General features: G+C 66.9%; 20 protein-coding genes. 8 read left to right on the top strand and 12 right to left on the bottom strand.

Translation table 11 applies throughout. From position 1 onward, the window contains the following. Positions 1-31: 31 nt before the first annotated feature. Positions 32-718: a GTP cyclohydrolase II gene (locus ASD42_RS22615; RefSeq protein WP_056820008.1), complete on the bottom strand. Its 687-nt coding sequence runs from the start codon at positions 716-718 to the stop codon at positions 32-34. Positions 719-787: 69 nt separating this feature from the next. Next, complete coding sequence (locus tag ASD42_RS22610) at positions 788-2,266, bottom strand: PfkB family carbohydrate kinase (protein WP_084787257.1); 1,479 nt, start codon at positions 2,264-2,266, stop codon at positions 788-790. Between the two features lie 227 nt (positions 2,267-2,493). Between ASD42_RS22610 and ASD42_RS22605 the strand changes: the two genes are divergently transcribed. Beyond that, positions 2,494-2,889, top strand: coding sequence for a hypothetical protein (locus ASD42_RS22605; RefSeq protein WP_063893702.1), 396 nt, complete (start codon positions 2,494-2,496; stop codon positions 2,887-2,889). Between the two features lie 4 nt (positions 2,890-2,893). Here the strand turns inward: ASD42_RS22605 and ASD42_RS22600 are convergent, their stop codons facing one another. From ASD42_RS22600 to ASD42_RS22590, 3 genes are read right to left on the bottom strand one after another with little or no spacing between them, the layout of a single operon-like run. After that, on the bottom strand, positions 2,894-3,973 hold the full coding sequence (locus ASD42_RS22600) for a quinone-dependent dihydroorotate dehydrogenase (protein WP_056820005.1): 1,080 nt from the start codon (positions 3,971-3,973) through the stop codon (positions 2,894-2,896). Between the two features lie 7 nt (positions 3,974-3,980). Then, on the bottom strand, positions 3,981-4,241 hold the full coding sequence (locus ASD42_RS22595) for a DUF5703 family protein (protein ID WP_056820002.1): 261 nt from the start codon (positions 4,239-4,241) through the stop codon (positions 3,981-3,983). Then, the gene (locus ASD42_RS22590) at positions 4,241-5,248 is read right to left on the bottom strand and encodes a YncE family protein (RefSeq protein ID WP_056819999.1); all 1,008 of its coding nucleotides are present in this window, start codon (positions 5,246-5,248) and stop codon (positions 4,241-4,243) included. The genes ASD42_RS22595 and ASD42_RS22590 overlap by 1 nt, the downstream gene beginning before the upstream one ends. A 167-nt stretch (positions 5,249-5,415) precedes the next feature. On the opposite strand from ASD42_RS22590, the gene ASD42_RS22585 reads away from it, so the two are divergent. From ASD42_RS22585 to ASD42_RS22570, 4 genes are all read left to right on the top strand, one after another. Continuing rightward, positions 5,416-5,772: a hypothetical protein gene (locus tag ASD42_RS22585; RefSeq protein WP_056819996.1), complete on the top strand. Its 357-nt coding sequence runs from the start codon at positions 5,416-5,418 to the stop codon at positions 5,770-5,772. Positions 5,773-5,778: 6 nt separating this feature from the next. Continuing rightward, a complete protein-coding gene (locus tag ASD42_RS22580) occupies positions 5,779-6,312 on the top strand; it encodes a hypothetical protein (RefSeq protein WP_235569779.1) in 534 nt (177 codons plus the stop codon). 19 nt (positions 6,313-6,331) lie between these two features. Then, positions 6,332-8,410 (top strand): MMPL family transporter, encoded by a 2,079-nt coding sequence (locus ASD42_RS22575; RefSeq protein ID WP_235569778.1) that lies wholly within the window; start codon positions 6,332-6,334, stop codon positions 8,408-8,410. Positions 8,411-8,474: 64 nt separating this feature from the next. Continuing rightward, a complete protein-coding gene (locus ASD42_RS22570; RefSeq protein ID WP_084787246.1) occupies positions 8,475-9,536 on the top strand; it encodes a CorA family divalent cation transporter in 1,062 nt (353 codons plus the stop codon). A gap of 23 nt (positions 9,537-9,559) precedes the next feature. On the opposite strand, the gene ASD42_RS22565 is transcribed toward ASD42_RS22570, so the two are convergent. The 3 genes from ASD42_RS22565 to zwf all read right to left on the bottom strand — a co-directional run bounded on the left by ASD42_RS22565 (position 9,560) and on the right by zwf (position 14,058). After that, positions 9,560-10,654, bottom strand: coding sequence for an asparaginase (locus ASD42_RS22565; RefSeq protein ID WP_056819985.1), 1,095 nt, complete (start codon positions 10,652-10,654; stop codon positions 9,560-9,562). An 87-nt stretch (positions 10,655-10,741) separates the two neighbouring features. After that, positions 10,742-12,661, bottom strand: coding sequence for a glycoside hydrolase family 15 protein (locus ASD42_RS22560; RefSeq protein ID WP_413232917.1), 1,920 nt, complete (start codon positions 12,659-12,661; stop codon positions 10,742-10,744). Continuing rightward, positions 12,634-14,058, bottom strand: coding sequence for a glucose-6-phosphate dehydrogenase (gene zwf / locus ASD42_RS22555; protein ID WP_056819979.1), 1,425 nt, complete (start codon positions 14,056-14,058; stop codon positions 12,634-12,636). The genes ASD42_RS22560 and zwf overlap by 28 nt, the downstream gene beginning before the upstream one ends. Before the next feature lie 458 nt (positions 14,059-14,516). Here zwf and ASD42_RS22550 point away from each other — a divergent pair, with 458 nt between their 5' ends. From ASD42_RS22550 to ASD42_RS22540, 3 genes are read left to right on the top strand one after another with little or no spacing between them, the layout of a single operon-like run. After that, positions 14,517-15,980, top strand: coding sequence for a GMC family oxidoreductase (locus ASD42_RS22550; protein ID WP_327153301.1), 1,464 nt, complete (start codon positions 14,517-14,519; stop codon positions 15,978-15,980). A 22-nt stretch (positions 15,981-16,002) separates the two neighbouring features. Next, positions 16,003-17,445: a cytochrome ubiquinol oxidase subunit I gene (locus ASD42_RS22545; protein ID WP_056819974.1), complete on the top strand. Its 1,443-nt coding sequence runs from the start codon at positions 16,003-16,005 to the stop codon at positions 17,443-17,445. Beyond that, the gene (locus ASD42_RS22540; protein ID WP_056819971.1) at positions 17,442-18,452 is read left to right on the top strand and encodes a cytochrome d ubiquinol oxidase subunit II; all 1,011 of its coding nucleotides are present in this window, start codon (positions 17,442-17,444) and stop codon (positions 18,450-18,452) included. Before ASD42_RS22545 ends, ASD42_RS22540 begins: the two co-directional genes overlap by 4 nt. A gap of 4 nt (positions 18,453-18,456) precedes the next feature. Here ASD42_RS22540 and ASD42_RS22535 read toward each other — a convergent pair whose 3' ends face one another. The 4 genes from ASD42_RS22535 to ASD42_RS22520 form a co-directional block, all read right to left on the bottom strand. After that, complete coding sequence (locus ASD42_RS22535; RefSeq protein WP_056819969.1) at positions 18,457-20,244, bottom strand: FAD-binding dehydrogenase; 1,788 nt, start codon at positions 20,242-20,244, stop codon at positions 18,457-18,459. A gap of 300 nt (positions 20,245-20,544) precedes the next feature. Then, the gene (locus ASD42_RS22530; protein ID WP_056819965.1) at positions 20,545-21,423 is read right to left on the bottom strand and encodes a heme ABC transporter ATP-binding protein; all 879 of its coding nucleotides are present in this window, start codon (positions 21,421-21,423) and stop codon (positions 20,545-20,547) included. Continuing rightward, on the bottom strand, positions 21,420-22,541 hold the full coding sequence (locus ASD42_RS22525) for a FecCD family ABC transporter permease (protein ID WP_174551924.1): 1,122 nt from the start codon (positions 22,539-22,541) through the stop codon (positions 21,420-21,422). The genes ASD42_RS22530 and ASD42_RS22525 overlap by 4 nt, the downstream gene beginning before the upstream one ends. Continuing rightward, entirely contained in the window at positions 22,538-23,551 is a 1,014-nt protein-coding gene (locus tag ASD42_RS22520) for a heme/hemin ABC transporter substrate-binding protein (protein ID WP_156677539.1), read from the bottom strand. Before ASD42_RS22520 ends, ASD42_RS22525 begins: the two co-directional genes overlap by 4 nt. Positions 23,552-23,560 lie beyond the last annotated feature (9 nt).

The following is a 23,560-nucleotide window of genomic DNA, read 5'->3' as shown; positions in this document are numbered from 1 at the left end:
CGTAACCGGACATACGGGATCGTGAGGACGGTTACCGGCGAGCCCGTAGCCGCCACCACGACCGCACCCGCCCCGATCGCTCGTCGTCGGCGAGCGGATCGGCGGGGATGGTGTGCTGACGTTGGCGTCGTTTGGCCTGCAGGTATTGCCTGCCGCGCGAGGATTGCAGGGCGATGGTGAGGGCGATGGGCTCGACGGTGATCCCGGCCTCGGTCAGTGCCCGGCACTTGTCGGGGTTGTTGGTGAGCAACCGGACCCGGGTGAGATCGAGCTCGCGCAGTGCGCGCGCGGCGGGCTCGTAACAGCGGGTGTCGGCGTCGAGGCCGAGGCTTCGATAACTGTCGAAGGTGTCGGCGCCGGACTGCTCGCTTTCGCGGTAGCCGCGAGCTTTCCAGATCAAGCCGGCCCCGCGGCCCTCCTGCTCGAGGTAGACGAGAACACCGGCGCCCTCGGCCTGGATGCGGTCCATCGACTCGGTGAGTTCCCCGCCGCAGTCGCAGTCGTCGGAACCCAGGCCCTCGCCGTAGAGGCAGCGCGAATGCACTCGAACCAGACAGCCGTCGCTGGGTTCGCCGAAGACGAGCAGGTGTCCACCGTCGCGGGGGTCGGGGATCTCGATGACCCGGATCGGCAGTTGTGCGCCGTGGCGACCCAACCGGTGTGCGGTGTCGGCACCGGCTTGCCCGGTCCTGGCACTGCCGAACGACAGAATGGTCAACGATCCTCCGTGCGTGGACAGGCGATACCGAACAGGGGCGAGCCTCGACGGCGCGACTTTACCCCCGGATCAGGCCGACGGCGCGTACAGCCGCACGATGCGGTCGATCTCGGCGACACCGGGCATCGACACCGCCACCGCCCCCAGATTCTGGGTGGGAATCATCGCCGCGGTCGCCCATACGAAATCGGTTGCGGTGAGCGGGGTTCGGGAATTGACGAGCCGATAGGCCAGCGCCCCGGTGAAGGCGGCGGCGGCCCCGACCGAGGCTTTGAGCACCTGTGGGAAGTAGTCGATCACGGTCTCGACCGTGTCGGAGGCGACGACGCAGCGGAAGTTCTCGACCGTACAGACGGTGCCGACGCCGAGCCCGCGCAGCAGCCGGGCGATGTCTTCGGCGGATTCGGCGGGCACATCGGGCAGCAGCGCGTCCAGATCCGCAGCGGCGCCGACGAGATAATCGACCGCGCCCAGGTACTGGTAAAGGCTCTGCGGCACCGGCATCGACGGCGTCGGGCACACGATGACGGGCGGTTTGGGCCGCATCTGCGACACCACCGACAGCACCTGCTCGATCACCGAGGGCGGTGGTTCGAAGCTCAGGATCACCGCGTCGGAGGCTTCCAGCGCGGCGCGCAGTTCCGGGCGGTGCAGGTCTTCGTCCTGGAGTTGGACGCGGCTGTCGCGGCAGCCGATGATGCGGGTCTCGCCGTTGGGGGTGATCACCACCGCGGTCACCAGCGACGTCGCGAACGGTACGACCTTGACCAGGTCGAGGTGCACCCCCTCGGCTTCGATGAATTCGAGGATGCGGCGGCCGTATTCGTCACCGCCGACCGCACAGGCCAGGTGCACGCCGACGCCCAGACGGGCCGCGGCGACGGCCCGGTTGAGCCCTTTGCCGCCGGGGTGGCCGGTGAAGGTGCCGCCGGCGGCGTTGTCGGCATCGGGGAAGGTGTCGACCCGGTAGAGATGATCGATGACGGCATCGCCGAAAACCGTGACGACACCGTGCCGGTCGGGCGCGGCGGTGGGCTGTGTGGCCGACGGCGCGGCCATGGGATAGCCGGAATCGGTGGCGAGCAGCCCGGCCAGCGCGGTGAAGGCGCTGTGTTCGGAGACCGTGCGCAACCGCTTGACCGTGGGAGCTTCGGGAACGGGGTCGACATCGAGCAGGGTGTGCAGGGCAACCCACTGCTCGGTCAAGGCCTCTCGACGTTCCCCGAGGTTATCTGCATACAGGCGTTCGATATCGATACCCACGCCAGACCGGTCCCGGAACAGTCCCAGTGAGAGCGCCGCATCCACGATCAGCCGGTCCGTCGGTGCCAGCCACTGCGTGACCTCACGCACCACGGGCAGGATCGATGCCTCGACGGAGACCCCGGTGCGGCGGGCGTGTCGGCGTACCGACAGCAGCTCCAGCAGCGGTGCGGCGTCGATCTCTGTGTGGCGCAAGCGTTCTGCGTTCAAGCCCGCGTACTTGCCCAGCCTGGCCAGGATGCTGCGGATCGCGGCGACGCGGGCATCCTGGGGAACCATCGACATGCTGCCTCCCGTCAACTTCTCGACGCCACCGCGCACTCGATCGGGGCGGACGCCGCACTGCGATCGCCACATTGCCGGGTTTGCCACGCCCGAAATCTGGCAATTACCTACTAACAATGGCAATTGACCAAGACAAATGGCAAATGCCACACTGGATTACGGGGGAGTGATGCCCCGCCAGACGCTCGGGGAGGGCGCAGGCCCCCACCGGGGAAGGCAGGTCCACGATGGCTATTCATGGCACCGACGACACGTTACGCAGCGACCGCACACCGGAATTCGCCCAGCGAACCGACACCGGCGGCTGGCGATTGAGCTGGTTGCCCGAATACACCCTCAGTCGTGAGCAAGCCTGGGCGGGCATGGAACTCGACGAACTCGTCAGCGATCCGGACGCGGTGCACGACCGAATCGCGCACGCCGAGATCAGTGCCCGCGCCGACCTGCTCGGCATCATCTGGCAACAGGCTCTGATCAAGCTCGCCAAGCGCATCGACGCCCGCCAACGCGGCGACGACCCGGCCGCGGGGGAGTCGTTCCACGATCCACCGGCTCAATTGTCCCGGCTACGCCCGGCGCGACCGATGCACGAGGATCGGTCGCCCCAGGCGTACTACGGCTGAGATCTCAGACCGAGTGGGTGCGGTGTTCGGCGCCGACCGCCTCGGACAGCCGGGCGTAGCCACCCGCGCGCAGGTTGGCCGCGATGCCACGGTGGATGCGGGTGGTCCACAACGGGCCGCCGTAGATGAAGCCGGTGTAGCCCTGCAGCAGGGTGGCGCCGGCGAGGATGCGGGCCCAGGCCTGCTCCGGTGTTTCGATGCCGCCGACGGAGATCAGGACCACCTGGTCGCCGACGCGGGTGTAGAGGCGGCGCAGGACTTCCAGGGACCGTTCGGCCACGGGAGCGCCGGACAGTCCGCCCGCACCCATGGCTTCGACCTCGGGGGTCGGGGTGTGCAGGCCGTCGCGGCGGATGGTGGTGTTGGTGGCGACGATGCCGGCCAGACCCAGTTCGACCGCCAGGTCGGCGACGGCGTCGATGTCGTCGTCGGACAGGTCGGGGGCGATCTTCACCAGGACCGGCACCGAGACACTGTCGAGCACGGCCTGCAGGATCGGGCGCAGCGATTCGACGGCTTGCAGGTCACGCAGGCCGGGGGTGTTGGGCGAGGACACGTTGACCACGACGAAGTCCGCGAGCGGGCCGAGTAATCGGGCGCTGGTCGCGTAGTCGCCCGCGGCGGCATCGGGTTCGGTGATCTTGGTCTTGCCGATGTTCGCACCGATCGGGACGGTGGGGTGCGCGCCGTGCAGGCGGGCGGCCGCGGCGGCGGCACCGTGGTTGTTGAACCCCATCCGGTTGATCAGGGCGTGGTCGGCGGGCAACCGGAACAGGCGCGGGGTGGGGTTGCCGGGCTGGGCGTGGGCGGTGACGGTGCCGATCTCGGCGAAGCCGAAACCCAGTGTGCCCCAGGCGTTCGCGCCGTCGGCGTTCTTGTCGAAACCGGCGGCGAGACCCAGCGGCGCGGGGAAGGCGACACCGAACGCGGTGGTGGCCAGGATCGGGTCCTCGACCACGGTGAGCTTGCGCGCCAGCCAGCGGGTCGGTGGGAACCAGGTGGCGAAACGCAACGCGGCGAACACCAGGTGATGCACTCGCTCCGGCGGGATCAGGAACATCAGGCGTAACAGGAGGGCGTACATGGTCGGCTCACAATCCGGGTTCGGGCACAGGCAGGACGGCGTTCTTGCGGCGGCGCAACAGCACCCGGCGACTGCCGTCGGTGTAGGCGCGCACCCGGGACAATTCCCAGCCACCGAATTCGGCCTGGATGGCCAGTCGCATCGAGGCGGTGACCCGGTTGACCTCCGGTGGCAGCCGCAGGGGCACGTATTCGTAGTCGTCGTTGCTGGTTTCCCAGCTCGGCGGTATCGCCGAGCGCGAACTGCGAGGCCTGGGAGCTGTAGCCATCACTGCCCTCTCTTCCGCTCGTCCGCGCCGATCCGCTGCAGGCCATCACCCACAGCCGAGGCCACGAACAGGTCGCCGGTGCGTTCGTCGACCGTCATCGCGTCGGGCTGGCGCAGCGTCGCGAGCCTGGCCACCTCGACACCGATGCCGGTCGACAGGTCGTAGCCGACGACCTCGTTGCTCTGCGTGCAACTCACCCAGACCGTGTCCGAACGCGGGTCGTAAGCGAGCGCGTAAGGCGATGATGATACCGGGAAACGCTGGCGCAGCACGAGCGGACCGGCCGAGTAGACGAGCAGTTCGCCGCCCGTGGTGTCGGCCACGATGATGCGGCCGTGCTGGTCGGTGATGGCGTTGGTGGCGCCGTCGCCCGCGCGCAGCATCAGCCCGAGGGCTTCCTGCCCCACGGCGACAACGGCGGTCTGCTTGCGATCGAGGACGGTGATGTTCTCACCGGTCAACGCGATCTCGTCGGCGGAGACCAGGCCGGTGATCGTGCGGGTGACCGCGCCGTCGGCGGTCAGTTCGCGCACGGTGCCGTCGGCGGTACCGACCACGAGGGTGCCGTCGGTGCGAGTTCGCACGCTGTGCACGTCGCCGTCGACGGGGGTCTCGGTGAGCGTGCCGGTGGTCACGTCGATCCGCAGTACCCGGTCGGGGGCGGCGACGAGTACTTCGCCCGGCTTGCCTTGCGACAGCGACGCGCCGGCGGCGGGGAGGCCGACCGTGCGCGGGGTGGTCGGTGCGGCGGGGTCGATCAGCGAGAGTGCGGTGCCCGCGGTGTCCAGGGCGGCGAGGCGGCCGGTCGAGTTCTCGGCGAGCAGAGCTTTCGTCGCCGCTGCCGGGAAGACCTGACCGACCGGGTTCGCGGTAGCGGGAGAAACCGCTGCGGTGGCCGGGGCCCTGGTCGGGACATCGGAACCGCCGTCCTCACCACTGCACCCGGTCAACAACACCAAAACCGCCGCGCCGAGCAACGCAGAGGCGACCGAGCCACGAGGGCGCATGCACCGAACTCCTTCAATCCGCACGAGGTGACTCCCTTGATCACCATCTGACCATGATGACTCACCAGTAGCTTCGACCGGGTGCTCGCGTCGGAGGTGTCGGTGACGCGCGTTACTGTTGACGCGTCGACTAATTGATTGCCACACAGCGGCAGGAGATCCCCACGATGACCGACCGGACACAGGCGGGTTTCGGCATCGATGACATCTCCGTCGGACCGTTCGCCCACGGCTTCGGCACCACCGACGACGGCCGTCCCTTCGCCTTCCGCACCCACCGCGCCACGCTGACCGTGCAGATCTACCGCGCCGACCTCGGCGATGCGGTACCCGGATCCGACGACGTGGTGGCCCAGGCGCAGGCTCAGGTGACCGACATCGACCTCGGTGACATCCGCAGCGTCAGCGCCTTCGTGCGCGATCTTCTCCCCGACGCCGTCCCGGTCGAGAGGCCCGCAACCAGTGACATCTCCACAGTTCGCGCCATCCTGGGACGGATCAGTGCAGTCATTGATGGTATGTAGATGGTGATGCCTTCCACACTTTCCGCCAGGGCCGCTGCGGCCACCGCCTGCCTCACGGCCCTCGTCGCCCTCGCCGCGTGCGGGGGAACCACCGACGAGGCCTCGGTCGACGCCGCACGGTCTTCGGCCAACGCTTCCCTCGCCTCCTCCGTCGCGACCTCGGTCAGCAAGGCCAAGGTGCCGCTGCCGAACGCCCAAGAGCTCGACGCGCAGATCAAACGCGCGCTCGACCCGAGCCTGCCCGATGTCGAACGCACCGAACTGATCGAGGACGGAGCGGCGTTCTCCGACGCCATCCCCGACATGTACAAGGCGCTGCGCGACAACCCCCACGCGGTGTACGGCGTCGTCGACCCGGTCTTCGACAACCGTGACGGCACACTCACCGCGACCATGCGACTGGACAAGGACGGTTCGGGAACCAACGTGCGCACCACCATCGTGCATTTCGTGCTGCTCGACGGTAAGTGGAAGATCTCGCGCACCGACCTGTGCGGCATCCTGCGCTCGGCCGACTATCGCACCGCCGCCTGCGGCTGAGATGCGCGAATCTCGATCCGTGCGGTGGGGCAGGTTCGTCTACCGCCACCGGTTCCTCGTGCTCGGCTTCTTCGTGATCACCGTGCTCGCCTCGGGGTGGTTCGGGCGTGACCTGGCCGACCGCTACACCCAGGAGGGCTGGTTCGACGAGTCGAGCCAGTCGGTGGCGGCGTCGAAGCTGGCCGACGACACCTTCGGGCGCGATACCGACGGCGACCTGATCGTCATCTACACCGCCCCACCCGGCACCACCGTCGACGATCCCGCCGTGCGCGGCCCGGTGACGGCGGCACTGGCCGACCTGCGCAAGCAGTACGGCGAGCGGATCCACAAGATCGACAGCTACTGGGACAGCCCGTTCTCGGCGAATGCCTCCGACCCGACCAAACAGCACGCGTTCGCCAGCATCGGGCTGGCAGGCGGCGGCGGGACCGCGACGGTCAACAACTATCTCGCGTTGAAACCACACCTGAACGCCGGTGCACCCGGCGCCGGGCCCGGTGGCACGACGGTGCAGCTGGCGGGGCTGCAGCCGGTGGTCGAGGGCATCAATATCGGGATGCAGCACGACATCAAGCGCGCCGAGATCATCGCCTTGCCGATCGTGGCGATCCTGCTGTACTTCGTGTTCGGCGGGGTGATCGGCGCACTGCTGCCGGTGCTGATCGGCGGACTCACCATCCTGGGCACCTCCGGGATCCTGCGGGTACTCACCGCCCAGATCGAGGTCAACGTGTTCGCCAGCGCGGTGATGACGTTGGTCGCGCTCGGCTTGGCGATCGACTACGGGCTGTTCACGGTGACCCGGTTCCGGGAGGAACTGGCCGCCGGTCGCTCCGTGGAGGACGCGACCGCACGGACCGTCGCCACCGCGGGGCGCACCGTGCTGTTCTCCGCGGCGATCATCGCCTCGAGCCTCGGTGCGCTGTTCATCTTCCCCAACGGGGTCCTGCGGTCGGTGCCCTACGGCGGCATCTCCGCGGTGATGCTGGCGGCGCTGTTGTCGGTGACCGCCCTGCCCGCCGCCTTGAGTATCGCCGGACACAAGATCGACTGGCTGGGCTGGAAACGCTTCTCACGCAGCAAGACCGAAGCCCAGATCGATGCCGGGTTCTTCTCCCGGCTGGCACAGTGGGCGATGCGCAGGCCGTGGGCGGTGGTCATCCCGATCGTGCTCGGCCTGCTGGCGCTGAGTATTCCGTTGCGCCACATCGAGTTCGGTGGGATCAGCGAGAAATATCTGGCCGCCGACAATCCGGCGCGGGTGGCCCAGGAAGACTTCGACCACCTGTTTCCCGGGTTCCGCACCGAACCGTTGAAGCTGATCGTGGTCGGCGCCTCGCCCCAGCAACTCAGCGATATCCGCTTCGAGGCCAATCAGGTTCCCGGGCTGACCGGACGGTTCGAACCGGCGGCGGCGACCAAGGACAACGTCAATGTGCTCTCCGCCGGGCTCGGCGACAAACGCGACGCCGACCAGGTGATCGACGCGCTGCGTTCGTTGCCCGCGCCACCGGGCGTGCAGGTGATGGTCGCGGGTATCCCCGCGCTCGAACGCGACAGCATCAACGGGTTGATCGACGGGCTGCCGCTGCTGTTGGCGATCCTGATCGCGGCGGCGTTGGCGCTGATGATCGTGGCGTTCCGGTCGGTGATCCTGGCGGTGAAGGCCGTCGCGATGAGCGCGCTCAGTTTGGTCTCGACCCTGGGCGTGCTGACCTGGATCTTCGTCGAAGGCCATGGGGCAGAGACATTCCAGTTCACACCGGGACCATTGATGTTCGCGGTGGTGGCGTTGATCGTGACGGTGATCTTCGGGTTGTCCACCGACTACGAGGTGTTCCTGCTGTCGCGAATCGCCGAGAAACGGGCCGCCGGCGCCGAGGCCGAGGAGTCGATTCGCTACGGCGTCGCCCACACCGGTGGGGTGATCACCTCGGCGGCCGCGATCCTGATCGTGGTGACCGGGGCGTTCGGGTTCTCGGATCTGGTGCTGATGAAATACATCGCCTACGGGATGATCGTGGCGCTGATCATCGACGCCACGATCATCCGGATGGTGCTCACCCCGGCCCTGCTGAAAATCATCTGGAAATAGCCGATTCGACCTGCGCGCCGAACGGTGTCGACTCGCGGAGCTGTAGCGGCCAGAAGGAGCAGAGATGGCAAGCCCGAATGATCCATCCAGGTCACCGCACCGTTCTGCGTCGTCAGCTGTCGCTCGCTTGGTCGATGCCGAAGGTCATGACGGCGTAGCGACTCCGGACGACGTCGCCCGGCATTTCTCGACGGACACGTCATTCTGGCTCGACCTGGAGGCCCTGGGAAACGAGGATCTGTCGGACTTCTGCCGAGCTCTCCAGCTTCCCGCAGAGCTCGTGGACATCGTCGCGCACGGTAGACCGCGATCATGGTTCGCCCCGACCGAGACCGCCGTCGTGGTGTCGCTTCGGTGGGTCACCGGCACCGATTGGCGTGCGTCGCACGGCGCCAGCTACCTGAATATGGTCCTGACGGATCGGTTCCTGCTGACCGTTCACGCGACGGCCTGTGAGCCGCTGGGTCGGGCCCTCAGGAGTATTGACGCCAGACAGGACCAGGACGGGCGAGAATTAGGCCCACACTTGTTGTTTCTGATCCTGGATTCTTTGATCGACAGCTTCAAGCCGCTACTGCTGGCAATCGACGACCGGCTCGGCGAGGTGCAGTTGGAGATGCTCCAAGGCGGCGCGCCAGAAGTTCACGATGAGCTGGTCAACATGCTGGGCGTCCTCACCGATGGCATCCAGGAGTTCGGGTGGTACTCGCACGATCTCGAGGACATCGCGGCGGACCTGGACGGGCTACCCGGCATGCGCCCTGACTCCCACGCGCACCTCGAGCAGCACCGTAAGCGGGTCACTCGCATGAAGGAGAACGCTCGAGAAATCCGTGAGGAGGCGAAGGACGCACTGAGCCATTACTCCGCCTCGGTCGCGGGCCGACAAGCGGTGGTGATCAATGGACTCACGATTGTCGCGACTGTCTTCCTCCCGCTCTCGTTCATCACAGGCTACTTCGGAATGAACTTCACAATCCTCACCTCTCACGCGCAAACCACGCTATGGAGCTTCATCCTGCTGGCCGTGCTGGTGCCACTGGGCAGCGTCGCGTTGTCGTTGTCGCTCATCCATCGAATGGTGCGACGACTCGGCCTCAACCGACTGAGCGAGCCTCCTCCCTAGCCGCCGCGGGACAACTTCGGGCTTCAGAACTGCTGATTGCCGTAATCGCGGAACCAGGCCACGATCTGGTCGTGCTCGGCGATTCTGGCCAGTGCCAGCAGGAGCAGCAGGCGTGCCTTCTTGGGCGCGAGGTCACCGCCGCTGACCACACCCATCGCGGGGTCGACGGTGATCGCGCCGGAACCGTAGGCGTTGGTGGCGACCAGGGCCACGCCCTTGGTCGCCATCGCGGCGCTCGCCTGTTTCGGCGAGGGAGTGCCCGCGAACACGATGCCCTTGGCGCCCGCGTCGACGGCCGCGGAGATGGCCTCGGCGGGCGCGTCGAGGTAGCTGTGGGCGATGTCGACGCGCGGGAGGGCGTCGCGGTTGATCGTGGTCAGGTCGAACGGGGTCAGCCAGCGGGCGGGGTCGTCGCAGCGTTGGACGCGGGCGGGGGCGCGTTGCAGCCGGATTCCGGCCTGGTCGATGGTGCCGAGGTCGCCGTATTCGTGGGTGGTGAAGGTGTGCACGCGGGTCGAGTCGGATTTGGTGGCGTCGCGGGCGGGCAGGATCTGGTCGTTGAGGGCGATGACCGTGCCGAAACAGGTGGTCCGGTTGCTCGCCGCGAGGCGAATCGCGTTGTACAGGTTGACCGGACCGTCACTGCCGATCGCGGTCCACGGTCGCATCGCACCGGTCACGACCACCGGCTTCGTGCTGCGCACGGTGAGGTCGAGGAAGTAGCTCAGCTCCTCCATCGTGGCCGAACCGGTGCTCACCACGACCGAATCATGATCTCGCAGGCGGCTTTCCACCAGGCGCGCCAGATCGTAGAGGTCGGTGACGGTGTAGTCGCCGGATCCCTTCTGCCCGAAGTCCTCGGTCGACACGGCGGCGATCTCACCGATCTCGGGACGCAGGGAGTCGACGAGTTCGGCGATCGGCCGCGTGCCGGGCCGATAGGTTTCCAGATCGGTGCGCCGGTCGGAGGTTCCCGCGATGGTGCCGCCGAGACCGATCACCGCCACCCGCGGCGCCGGTCCCGCCGGTGCGGAATCCGCCGAACTGACACCGATTCCGACACCGGCGACCGTTCCGGCGACAGCGATCGCGGCGGCGACTTTCGAGACTGAGGACATGCGACTCACGCTACGAACGGCTGGTACACGATCACATCACTCTCGCGCAGTACCTCGATCCGATACCGAGGTACTGCGCGAGATGTATCAGGACAGTTCCGCCGCCAGGTCGGAGAACACGATTCGGCCGACCGCCTCGATGAGGGCGAGGTGGGAGAACGCCTGTGGAAAGTTACCCAGATGCCTGCCGGTGCTGGTGTCGTATTCCTCGGCGAACAGGCCAAGCGGTGAGGCGATGCTGATCAGGCGATCCATCAGGTCCCGGGCGCGCTGCGTCTCGCCGACGATGGCGAGCGCGGACACAAGCCAGAACGAGCAGATCAGGAAGCTGCCTTCCTTGCCGGACATCCCGTCGTCGGTTTCTCCGGTGCGGTAGCGCAGCACGAAGCCGTCCTCGGTGAGGTCGTTCGCGATCGCCTCGACGGAAGCACGCAGCCGCTCGTCGTTGGCCGGCAGGAAACCGAAGACCGCCGCGAGCAAGGTGGAGGCGTCGAGTGCCTCGGTGTCGTAGTGCTGGCGTAGGACGCCGTCGCGAACACCTTTGGCAAGGATGTCGGCGTGAATCTCATCGGCCGTCGCGCGCCACTTGGCCTCGGCAGCGCGGTCACCACGAATGTCGGCGATCTTCGCGGCCCGGTCCATGGCCACCCAGCACATGAGTTTCGAGGACACGTAATGCTGCGGCGCACCGCGTGCCTCCCAGATGCCTTGATCGGGTTCGCGCCACACGTCGGTGGCGCATTGGGCCTGGGTCTCCACGATGGGCCACAGCCGACGCGGGAGCCGCTTGCTCCGTACCGTGTGCAGCAGGATCGAATCGAGCACGGAACCGAACACATCGTTCTGGCGCTGATCGAAGGCGCCGTTGCCGATTCGCACCGGATACGCACCCGCGTAACCGGTCAAATCCTCGCGGATCGATTCAGTGAGGTCGCGGCGGCCGTCGATGCCATACATGATCTGCAGCGCACCATCCGAATTCGGTTCGAGGTCGGCGACGTACTGCATGAAATCGTTGGCCTCCCCGTCGAGGTTCAGGTAGTGCAGCGCCTGCAGGGTGAACGTCGAGTCGCGCATCCAGGTATAGCGGTAGTCCCAGTTGCGTTCCCCGCCAGGAGTTTCCGGCAACGAGGTGGTGAGCGCGGCCACGGTCGCGCCGGTGGGTAGGTAGGTCAGGCCCTTGATGGTGAGGGCGGACCGCTGGATCGCGGCGCGCCAGCGGTGATCGGGGAAGCGTGCGCGTCCGAACCAGGACCGCCAGAATTCGGTGGTCGCATCGAGGCGTTCGAGTGCCTCCTCGACAGTCTCCGGCCCGTCGAGGCCGTCGGCCCACGAGAGCGCACAGAACAGCGATTCATCCTTCGATAGGGTATGCCGGGCGCGGACCCGGCCGCCCTCGATGCCAAGGGCCATGTCGGTCCGGAGCCGGATCGTCTGGCCTGCGCCGGTCGCGTCCGCGGTCTGACGACTCTCGTCGACCAGCGCCCACGCGGCTTCCGTACGCCCGTAGTCGAACACCGGCTCGCACACCAACTCGATCTCCACACTTCCCGACAGGCACCGGACCATACGGACCAGCAGGTGATCGGCGTCCTCGTCGGTGGAAGGTCGCGTGTGCGGTGTGGTGGTGTCCTCCCCGCGAGTCGGTCCCATCGTCAGAGCGGTGCGGATCTCCACCCACCCGGTGGGCGTATTCCACACGGTGACAATGGTATTCGTCCCGGGCTCGTAGTGGCGGGCGGCCGGCACATTGATGCCGAACGGGCCGAGCCGGAAGACACCGGCCTCGCGGTCGAGCAGGGAACCGAACACGCTGGGTGAGTCGAATGCCGGTATACAGAGCCAGTCGATCGCTCCGTCCGCGGCGATCAACGCACCGGTATGGCAGTTCGACAGGAACGCGTAGTCGGCGATCGGCGGGAACGCGGACGGCGCCGCCGCGCTCTGTGGTCGGCGGGCAGCGGCGGTGTCGTCGGGACTCATGACGCCAACCAGGGTTCGTACCAGCGGTCCTGGCCGGGCAGCAGTTGATTCGGTGGCCCCCACGACCCCTTCGGGTAGGTCTGTACGGGTGGTGGCCCATCGAGCAGCGGTTGCATCACCCGCCAGGCTTCCTCGACACCGTCTTGGCGAGTGAAGCGCGCACTGTCCCCGACCAACGCGGCGTGCAGCAACACCTCGTAGGGTGTGGCGCCCTCGCCGCCCTCGTCGGCGAATTCCATGTCCAGCGTGATCGGCCCGGGTTGTTTGCCCTCACCACGTTGCGCCTCGACTTCGATACGGATGCCGGTCATCGGATCGAGTTTGATCACCAGTTGTGCGGGTTCGGGTTGATGTGCGGCGTCGAAGAACCACACCGGGGGCGGGCTGCGGAAGACCAGTCGCAATTCGGTCTGTGTCACCGGGAGGCACTTGCCCGTGCGTAGGTAGAACGGCACACCGGACCAGCGCCAGTTGTCCACCTCCAACCGCAGCGCCATATATGTTTCGGTGCTGGAGTCCGGTGCCACCCCGTCGACGTCGCGGTAGCCCTCGTACTGCCCGCGGAGGTAATGCGCGGGATCCGCTGCGGGGATGGCCCGGTACACGTTGACCATCGCGTCCTTCAACGCTGCGGCGTGTGACGCCGACGGCGCTTCCATCGCCACGGCGGCGACAAGCTGCATCATGTGGTTGACCACGACGTCGCGAAGTGCGCCGACCGGATCGTAGAAGTGGCCGCGGTCGGCGACATCGAAGCTCTCGGCCATGGTGATCTGGACTTCGGAGACGAACTGGCGATTCCAGATGGGCTCGAAGATCGCGTTGGCGAAGCGCAGGTACAACGTTTCGGAGAATCCCTTTTTGCCGAGAAAATGGTCGATCCGGTACAGCTGCGACTCATCGATGTACTGGTGGATCTCCGCGGCGAGTGCGCGGGCCGATTGGAGATCGTGTCCGAAGGGCTTCTCCACGACGACTCGTGCCGAGTTCGTGAGGCCCGCATCGGAGAGTCCTTTGATCACCGTCGCGAACAGGAATGGCGGGACCTCGAGGTAGAACACCGGATTGCGGACCCCGCTCAGGTGTCGTGCGAGCTCGGTGAATGTCTCAGGCTTGCCGAAATCGCCACTGACGTAATCGAATCGCGCCGCGAGCCGGTCGAAGATCGCCTCGTCCACCGGCTCTTTTCCGGCGGTTTCGATCGAGGTGCGGGCGCGTTTCTTCAGATCGTCGACCGTCCAATCATCTACTGCGACACCGATTATGGGACAATCGATCAGGCCACGCCGCTCGAGTCGGTACAACGACAGGAAGGTCATCATCTTCGCCAGGTCGCCGGTTATTCCGAAAATCACCAGCGCATCGGCATTCGAATGCTCGGCCCCTTCGGTGGTGGAACTGGAAACAGCATTCGTGCTCATCGGCACGTCTCCTTCGGAGGTCGGTGGCCGTCCAGACTTCCTCACCCTACAACCCTCCCGTCGGGGCGCCGGGCGATCGATATGAATTCGTGGTAAATCGTGAATGCTTGTCGAATGTTCGACTTGTGAGAGTGCTATTTCGAAAGCCTTACAGGGACAGTCTATTTGGGCATGACGCGCCGTCTATGTCCGGTTCGGTCGAATCCGTTTCCTACCAAAAGCATCTATCTCGAGGCATATCCGGCTGGTACTGTTCGAATTGCATCGGCAATCGCCCCCCGGCGATTGCTTCTTTTTGTCCGAGTTTCCGCATCGATTGTTGACCGCAGGTTCGAACGGTTTGCAACACCGAGGAGAGCGCGATGCCGGCCAGTGATCATTACGACGTAATCATTATCGGGACCGGGGCCGGTGGGGGGACGCTAGCGCATACCCTCGCCGCAGCGGGGAAGCAGATCTTGCTACTCGAGCGGGGTGACTTCCTGCCGCGCGAGACCGAAAACTGGGACCCCGCGCCGGTATTCGTGGATGGGCGCTACATCTCGCCCGATACGTGGTTCGACGCGGCCGGGACACCGTTCCAGCCGCAGGTCCATTACTTCGTCGGCGGAGCGACCAAGATGTACGGCGCGGCGCTGTACCGGCTGCGGCCACAAGACTTCGGGGAGATCACACACGTCGACGGCATCTCCCCGGCCTGGCCACTGAGCTACGACGACTTCGAACCCTGGTACAGCAAGGCCGAGTGGCTCTACCAGGTTCACGGCGACCACGGCGCGGATCCCACCGAGGGGCACTGGTCCAAGGAATACCCGTGGCCGGCGGTCTCGCACGAACCCCGAATCCAGGAGCTCGCCGACAGCCTCACAGTCGGTGGCTATCATCCGTTCCCGGCCCCGTGCGGAATCCTGCTCGACGAAGCCGACCGGGCTCGCAGCGCGTGCATCCGCTGCTCGTGGTGCGATGGCTACCCCTGCCTCGTGCACGCGAAGTCCGACGCCGAGACGATCGCGGTGCGGCCCCTGCTGGACGCACCGAACGTGACATTGCTCGTCCAGGCCGAGGTGGTCAAGCTCGATACCGACCCGACCGGGCGCACTGTCAGCTCGGTCGTCGTATCCCGCCGCGGCGCCGTCGAACGGTACGAAGCCGACATCGTCGTGGTCGCCGCCGGCGCGGCCAACAGTGCCAAGTTGCTGCTGCAATCCGCCGATGACCACCACCCGAACGGGCTCGCCAACGGCTCGGACCAGGTCGGTCGCAACTACATGTTCCACAATTCCAAGGCAGTCGTGGCGCTGGCCAAGGAACCCAATGACACCGTGTTCCAGAAGACCTTGGGTATCAACGACTTCTACCTCGCCGATGGTGAGCGCGAGTTCCCCTTGGGGAACATCCAGATGGTCGGCAAGTCCAACGGCTGGGCGATGAAGGGCGAAGAACCCCGACTGACCCTGCTCGCCCCGCACTGGAGCCTCGACGAGGTCGCTCGCCACGCTGTCGACTTCTGGCTCACCACCGAAGACCTCCCCGCCGCCGACAACCGCGTGACCATCGACGATCAGGGGCAAGTCCACCTGCGCTACACCTCGAACAACGACACCGAAGCCGCTGGGCTGTACCACGAACTGAAGAAACTGCTCAACCACGTCGGGATGTCTCAGCATCATGTGCTCGCGAAGAACTTCTACATGCAGATGAACATCCCGGTCGCCGGTTGTGCGCATCAGGCCGGAACCTGCCGGTTCGGCGACGACCCGGCCACCTCCGTGCTCGATGTGAACTGCAAGGCTCATGAACTCGACAACCTCTACGTCGTCGACACCAGCTTTTTCCCCAGTATCGGGGCCGTGAACCCCGCGCTCACCGCGATGGCCAACGCCATCCGTGTCGGTGAACACCTGATCGAGCGTCTCGGATGAACCGCGCGCACCCGGTGGTGTCATGAGCACCGCACAGGTGTTGTTGTCGATGCCGGAGGTGAATCCGGTGCCGTGGGCGCGTTCGCAGATGGCGTTCACGCTGGCGTTCCACATCATCCTGGTTCCGTTGGGTGTGGCGTGGGGATTCATGACGTTGATCGCGAACTACAGAGCTGTGAAGCACGATGACGCCGACGCGTTACTGCTCGCTCAACGCTGGTCGAAATACATGGCCGTCACCTTCGCCGTCGGCGCGGTCACCGGCACAGTGCTGAGCTTCGAATTCGGTTTGCTCTGGCCGCGTTTCATGGGCAAGTGGGGCGAGGCGTTCGGGGTGCCGTTCGCCTTCGAGGGGTTGTTCTTCTTCACCGAAGCGATCTTTCTGACCATCTACATCTATGGGTGGCGGCGTCTGAAACCGTGGACCCATTTCTTCACCGGCATTCCGATCGTGCTGGCCGGCATTCTCGGCAGCGCATCCGTCGTCGCCGCGAACGCGTGGATGAACGCACCGTCGGGATTCACACTCGACTCGTCCGGCGCCGTCGTCGAGGTCGACCCGCTCGGTGTCATCTTCAACAAGTCGATGCCGTTGCAGTCGGCGCACATGATCCTCGCCGCGTACGTCGTCGGCGGCTTCCTCGTCGCATCGGTCTACGCGGTGGGCATGCTGCGGGGGCGGCGAGACCGCTACCACCGCATGGGATTCCTGATCGCGTTCACGGTCGCGTGCGCCGCGATCGTCCCGCAGATGGCAGTCGGGGACTCGCTGGCCCGGTGGGTATACAACAATCAGCCCGCGAAGTTCGCCGCCATCGAACTCGTTCCCACCACCAGCAGCGACGTGCCCGAGACTCTGCTCGGCCACCTCAATGAGGACGGCACCGTGGAAGGCGGGATACCGATACCCGGCCTGGCGTCGTGGCTGTCGGACCCGTCCTCCGGCAAGGCCACTGTCGTGCAGGGCCTGGACAGTTTCCCGGAAGCCGATCGCGTGACGGTCTCCCAGGCCAACATCGTGCACCTGTCCTGGGACATCATGGTCGGACTCGGCACGCTGCTCTTCCTGATCGCCGTCTGGTACGCCGCCGCCTGGGTGTTTCGGCGCGACATGCCTCGCAGCCGATGGTTCCTGCGAGTCGCCGCCTGCTGCGGTGTGCTGTCGGTGATCACCATGGAAGCCGGGTGGATCGTCACCGAGGTCGGGCGCCAACCCTGGATCGTCTACAACTACATGAAGGTCGAAGACGCCGCGACCGGCAACACCGGCGTATGGATCACCTTCATCGCGGTGTTCGTGCTCTATCTCGGCCTCGGCGTGACGACGATCCTGGTGCTGCACGGAATGAGCAGACGATTCCGCGAGAGCGAGGCCCGCGACGGACCCACCGGTTTCGCGGAGGACGACGTGCCCTACGGCCCCAACCCGCAGGACCTCGTGCCGGCGAAAGGGCCGATCGAATGACCGATGCGGTGGCGGTTGTCCTGTTCGCCGCGATCACGGCGTACGCCCTGTTCGCGGGGGCGGACTTCGGCGCCGGATTCTGGGACCTGGTCGCCGGCGGTGCGATCCGCGGCGAGCGGCCACGGGCCACGATCGACCGGGCGATCGGACCGGTGTGGGAGGCCAACCATGTGTGGCTGATCTTCTGTTTCGTGGTGCTGTGGACCGCGTTCCCGACCGTGTACGCGTCGATCACCCTGACCCTGTTCGTGCCGCTGACCCTCGCCGCGCTCGGCATCGTGGCGCGCGGAGCGAGCTTCGCCTTCCGAAAGGCCGTGCTGCGCACGCGAGACCAGCGCCGCTTCGGCGCGGCGTTCGCCTTGTCCTCGGTGCTCGTGCCTTTCTGCTTCGGGGCCGTGGTCGGGGCGATCGTCAGCGGACGGGTACCGCCCGGCGGCAAGGCCGGGGATCCCGTCACGAGTTGGATCAACCCGGTCTCGATACTCGGCGGGGTGCTCGCCGTCGTCGTCTTCGCCTGGCTGGCGGCCGTACGTCTCACCTGCGACGCCCATCGCCTCGGCGACGAGGAGATGACGACATACTTCCGCCGCCGCGCACTCGGGTCGGCGGTGGTGGCCGGAATCGTCGCCGCGGCAGCGATTCCGGTTCTCGCCCACTCGGCGGACCACCTGTTCGACGGACTCACCTCTCGTGCACTGCCGTTCGTGATCGTGTCCATGGTGGCCGGCGCGGCATCGCTGGTACTCGTCTACCTCCGCGACGACCGGTTCGGGCGCGCGACCTCCGCCGTCACGCTCATCGCCCTGATTCTTGCCTGGGGCGTCGCGCAATGGCCCTATCTCTTGCCGGAGACCACCACCGTGGACGAGGCGGCCGCGCCCAGCGGGACATTGACGGCGTTACTGGTCGCCACTGTGGCGTTGGTGGTGATCGTCGTCCCAGCGTTGATCTTGCTGTATGTCCTCGACCAGAAGAATCTGCTGCCCGAGGAAGGCGCCGATAACTGAGGCATCACGCGCTTTCCTGGGCGGCGGCACGGCCGGTTTGCCTGCCGGAGAACAGGCAGCCGCCGAGAAAGGTGCCTTCCAGCGCGCGGTAGCCGTGGACACCGCCGCCACCGAAGCCCGCGACCTCACCCGCGGCGTAGAGCCCGGTGATGCGATTGCCGGTGGCGTCGAGGACGCGGCCGGAGAGATCGGTTTGCAAGCCGCCGAGGGTTTTTCGGGTGAGGATGTTCATCCGGATCGCGATGAGGGGACCCGCTGCGGGGTCGAGGATTCGATGCAGCGGGGTAGTGCGGACCAGGGCATCGCCGATGTAGGCGAGGGAATTTCGGATGCCGATGATCTGGGGGTCGGTGCTGTTCGGGTTGTCGACCTGCTCGTCGCGCAGGGAGATCTGCGCGTGCAGGTCGTCGATGTTGATCAGGTCCGAGCCGGTGAGCCGGTTCATGCCCGCGACGAGCTCGGGTAATGCGTTGGCGGTCACGAAGTCCGGGCCGTGGTCGATGAAGGCTTCGGTCGGCAGGGGGGTGCTGTTGGTCAGGCGGCTGAGGAGGTAGCCGGGGATGTCTTTGCGGGTGAGTTCGGGATTCTGTTCGGATCCGGAGAGCACGAACTCTTTGTCGATGATCCTTTTGTTCAGCACGAACCAGGAGTAGTCGTAGCCCGATCGCATGATCAGTTCCAGCGTGCCGAGTGTGTCGTAGCTGGGGATACCGGGGGAGGGAAAGCGGCGGCCGGTGGCGTCGAACCACATCGAGGAGGGGGAGGCGAGCACGCGGATGCCGTGGTCGGGCCAGATGGGCGTGTGGTTGATGAGCCCTTCGGTGTAGTGCCACATCCGATCACGATTGACCAGCCGGGCGCCGGCCGCTTCGCTGATCGCGAGCATGCGGCCGTCGACGTGGGCGGGTACGCCGGTGATCATGCGGGCGGGCGGTGCGCCGAGGCGGGTCGGCCAGTTGCGGCGGACGAGATCGTGGTTGGCGCCGATGCCGCCGGAGGTGACGATCACCATCGGGGCGTGCAGCTCGAACTCGCCGATCTCGGTGCGGGAACTGGGTGTGCCGCGGGCCGCGTCGCTGGGTTCGAGCACGCTGCCGTGGACGCCGGTGACGGCATTACCGGTGGTGATGAGCCCGTCGACCTGATGGCGGAACCGGAACGAGACCGCGCCGCGGGACTGCGCGTCGCGCACGAGTTTCTCGAACGGTTCCATGACACCGGGACCGGTCCCCAGGGTCAGATGGAAACGCGGGACCGAATTGCCCGGTCCGTTCGGACTCCTGTCGCCGCGCTCGGCCCACCCCACGTAAGGGACCCAGCGCATCCCGAGCCCTGCCAGCCACGATTGCTTCTCCCCGGCCGCGAACTGCAGGTAGGCCTCGGCCCAGCGTGCGCCCCAATAGTCTTCGCCGAGCGGGTCGTCGGGCCCGCGGTCGAAACCGGCGGTGTTGAACCAGTCGCGTCGCGCCAATTCGAGCGAATCGCGGACCCCGGCGATCCGCTGTTCGAGGGAGTCGATGAAGAACAACCCGCCCAGCGACCAGAACGCCTGACCACCGAGACCGGTCTCTGGCTCTTGATCCACTAGCAGTACGCGCCGACCGGCGGCGACCAGCTCCGACGTCGCCACCAGCCCGGCGAGTCCGGCACCGACGACGATGACGTCGGCGTCATCCGCCGGTCCGGCGGACGCGCGGCCCAGGCTCAGTGCGCTCAGCGTGGTGGCCGCGGCGGCGGTTGCCAGCAGTTGTCGGCGGCTCAGGTTGGGCAAGCTCTGCTCTGCGGGCGGCATGTCAATTCCTCTGCGGGACAATAAACTTCGTAGCAGCCCGAGCAACTGGTCGAACGGGGTGGCGCCGCGACCGATAGTAGGAGACACGCCGCTGTCTTTGTTGCCCTCGGCTCGCGACTGTGGAAGGTCACTGTCGCTACCGGGTGCGTTTGTCGACCGGGCACGAACCGCCCGGCGACCGTGGTCCGGTGCAGGACCCGTGTGTGCGGCTTCGACCGGGGTCGGTGGGTCCCAGTCGGTCAGGTGAGGACACCGCCTTTCCCTGCCGCGGCCGCGCTCGATCAGGACGCCGGGGGTGCGTCAGTCGCGGCCGCGGTCGGGCAGGACTAGTTGGGCGCCGGTGGTCGGGTGATCGAAGACGTCGACGGGGTGCTGGTAGACGGTGGTGAGTAGTTCGCGGGTGAGGATCTCGCGGGGGCGGCCGTCGGCGGCGACGCGGCCCTCGTCCAAGACAGTGACGCGGTCGGCGTAGGCGGCGGCCACGCCGAGGTCGTGGACCACGACGACCACGGCGGCGCCTTCGGCGGCGCGGGTGGCGGCCAGGCGAAGGACGGCCTCCTGATGGCCGAGGTCGAGGGCAGCGGTCGGTTCGTCCAGCAACAGGGTGGCGGTGTCCTGGGCCAGGACGCGAGCCAGGGCTACACGGGCGCGCTCGCCGCCCGACAGCGACGGGAAGACGCGCGTGGCGAGGTGGGTGACATCGGTCGCGGCCAGTGCCGCGGTGACGAGTGCGTCGTCGTTGTCGGCGGCAGGGGTGTGCAGCCACGGGGCCCGACCCATGGCGACGACCTCGCGGGCGGTGAAAGGGAATCCGACGGCGTGGGATTGGGGCAGGACCGCGCGTCGACGGGCCATGTCGGCGGGGGTCCAGTGTGAGAGCGCGTGGCCTTCGAGCTTCACGGTGCCCGCACTGGGTTCGAGTTCCCCGGCGAGAGCGGCGAGCAGGCTGGACTTGCCCGCACCGTTCGGGCCGACGAGCGCGACGATCTCTCCTGCCGCGACCTGGAAGTCGACAGCTTCGAGGACGGTACGCGTGCCGCGACGGACGGTGAGCCCGCTGGCACGCAAGGTGACGGTGCCGAGTTCGGGGCGTGCGGGCACGTCAGGGGTTCGGGCGAACAGCGAACGCCAGGATGCCCGGCGGTGCAGTGCGGTGTCGGCGGTGTCGATCTCGGTCATCCCCAGCCTCCTGCCCGGGCGCGGGTGCGGCGCAGCAGCCAGAAGAAGAACGGGCCGCCGATCAGGGAGGTGAGCATGCCCAGTGGCAGGTCGGCGTTATGGACCAGCGTGCGGGCCACGACGTCGGCACCGAGCAGCATCACCGCGCCCACGATCGCGCTGAGCGGCACGAGCACCCGGTGGCCGGGGCCGACCATCATGCGTACCAGGTGCGGCACGATCAAACCCACGAACAAGATGATGCCGCTGAACGCCACACCCGCCGCGGTGAGCACGGCGACCACCACGATCACCTGCCTGCGCAACCGCTCCACGTCGACGCCGAGGTGACGGGCCGCGGAATCACCGAGGGCGAGCAGATCCAGGCGTGGTGCGATGAGGATCGCGGCCAGGATGCCGAACGATGCCAGCACCGCCACCACCGCCACCGACTGCCAGGTGGCGCCGTTGAGGCTGCCGAGCTGCCAGAACACGATCTGATCCCGCGCGGCGGGGCTGGCGACGAACAACAGCAGCGCGATCAACCCGCCGGCGAAGGCGTTGATCGCGACACCGGTGAGGATCAGGGTCACCACCTCGGTGCGCCCGCCCGACCTCGACAGCACATAGACCAGCGCGGTGGTGATCAATCCCGCGACGAAGGCCGCGGCCGCCACCGACCACGAGGCGACGAACGCGCCACCGACCACGATGACGGTGCCCGCCCCGACCGCGGCACCCGCCGACACCCCGATCACGCCGGGTTCGGCGAGCGGATTGGCGAATACTCCTTGTAGCAGGGCACCGGCCGTCGCCAACGAAGCTCCGACCAGGACGGCCAGGGCCACCCGGGGGAACCGCACCTCCCACAGCGTCACCTCACCGGCCGGATGCGCGGGCATCGGCCCGATATCGAGGCCGATCCGGTGGGCCACACTGCCCAGCACCTCGGCGGCCGTCGTGGGGACCTGTCCGAGCACGGCCGAGACCACGGCCAGCACGATCAGGGCGAGCAGCGCGACAGCGAACACGACTGTCACGCGCGTGCCCCGGTGCGTTGTGGGCGGCAGGGGATCGGGGGTGGCGTCGGTGATCCGCGGGGTGTCCGCGGACTTGGTCAGGTCGGGCGCATCGCTCATGCCGATTTGCCGTAGACGGCATCGGACAGTGCCGCGACGACGCGGCCGGTGTTGGGGCCGAAGCTGAGGATCACCGCGTCGGACATGTCGACCACGCGCCGGTTGCGGCCCGCCGGCGTCTGGGCGATGCCGGGCACCTTCTCCAGCCCGTCGAGGCCTCCCACCGATTTCAGCCCGTCCGACATCACCAGCAGCACATCGGGGGCGGCGGCGATCATCGCCTCGCTGGTGATGGACACGAACGGCTCGTTCACCCCGGAGGCGGTGCCCGCGTCGACGCCACCGATCGCGGTGATCAGCGAATCGGCGCCCGACCCGCGGCCCGCCATCATGGTGATCGCGGCGCTGCGTAGGTAGAGGAAGGCGATCTTGGGCTGCGGATCCTGCTTCGGCACGCGGGCTGTCGCGACAGCGATCTCGTCGGCGGTGCGCGCGCCGAGTTGCTTGCCCGCCTCGGGAACACCCAGCGCGGTGGCCACCGACTCGATCTGCGGGACGACACCGGCCATGCTGCGATCGGGGTCGAAGTAGACCACGGTCACCCCGGCGGCCCGCAACTGCTCACGCACGGCGGGGGCGGCGCTGGTCGTATCGGTGAGGAACACCGACGGGCGCAGATTCAGGACCGCTTCGATGCTGAGGCTGCCGTTGCCGCCTGCCACATTGGGTACGGCCGCGATGGCGGGGAACGAGGCGGAGGTGCTGCGGCCGACGAGGTTCGCGCCAAGACCCAGTGCCCACACGGTTTGGGCGAGGGTGCCGTACCGGTCGACGGCGATGATGCGCGAGGTATCGGCGATCGTCACGTCGCTGCCGTCATAGGACTTCACCGTCACCGGCAAGCGCGGCGTCGGTGCGGGCCCGATCGGGACGGGGTCCAGGTCAGCGAGCTGAGCGGTCACCGGTCCACCGGAATTGGCAGTCGATGCAGGATTGCTCGCGGTGCAAGCGACGGCGCCGGTCAGCACCGTCGCCGCGAGCATCGCCGTCAACACACCACGCAGTTTCATATAGGTAAG

The sequence above is a fragment of the Nocardia sp. Root136 genome (assembly GCF_001427185.1).
GTDB lineage: Bacteria > Actinomycetota > Actinomycetes > Mycobacteriales > Mycobacteriaceae > Nocardia > Nocardia salmonicida.
The sequence above is the reverse complement of the archived record's forward strand: the minus strand, read 5'-3'. Positions and strand labels throughout refer to the sequence as shown.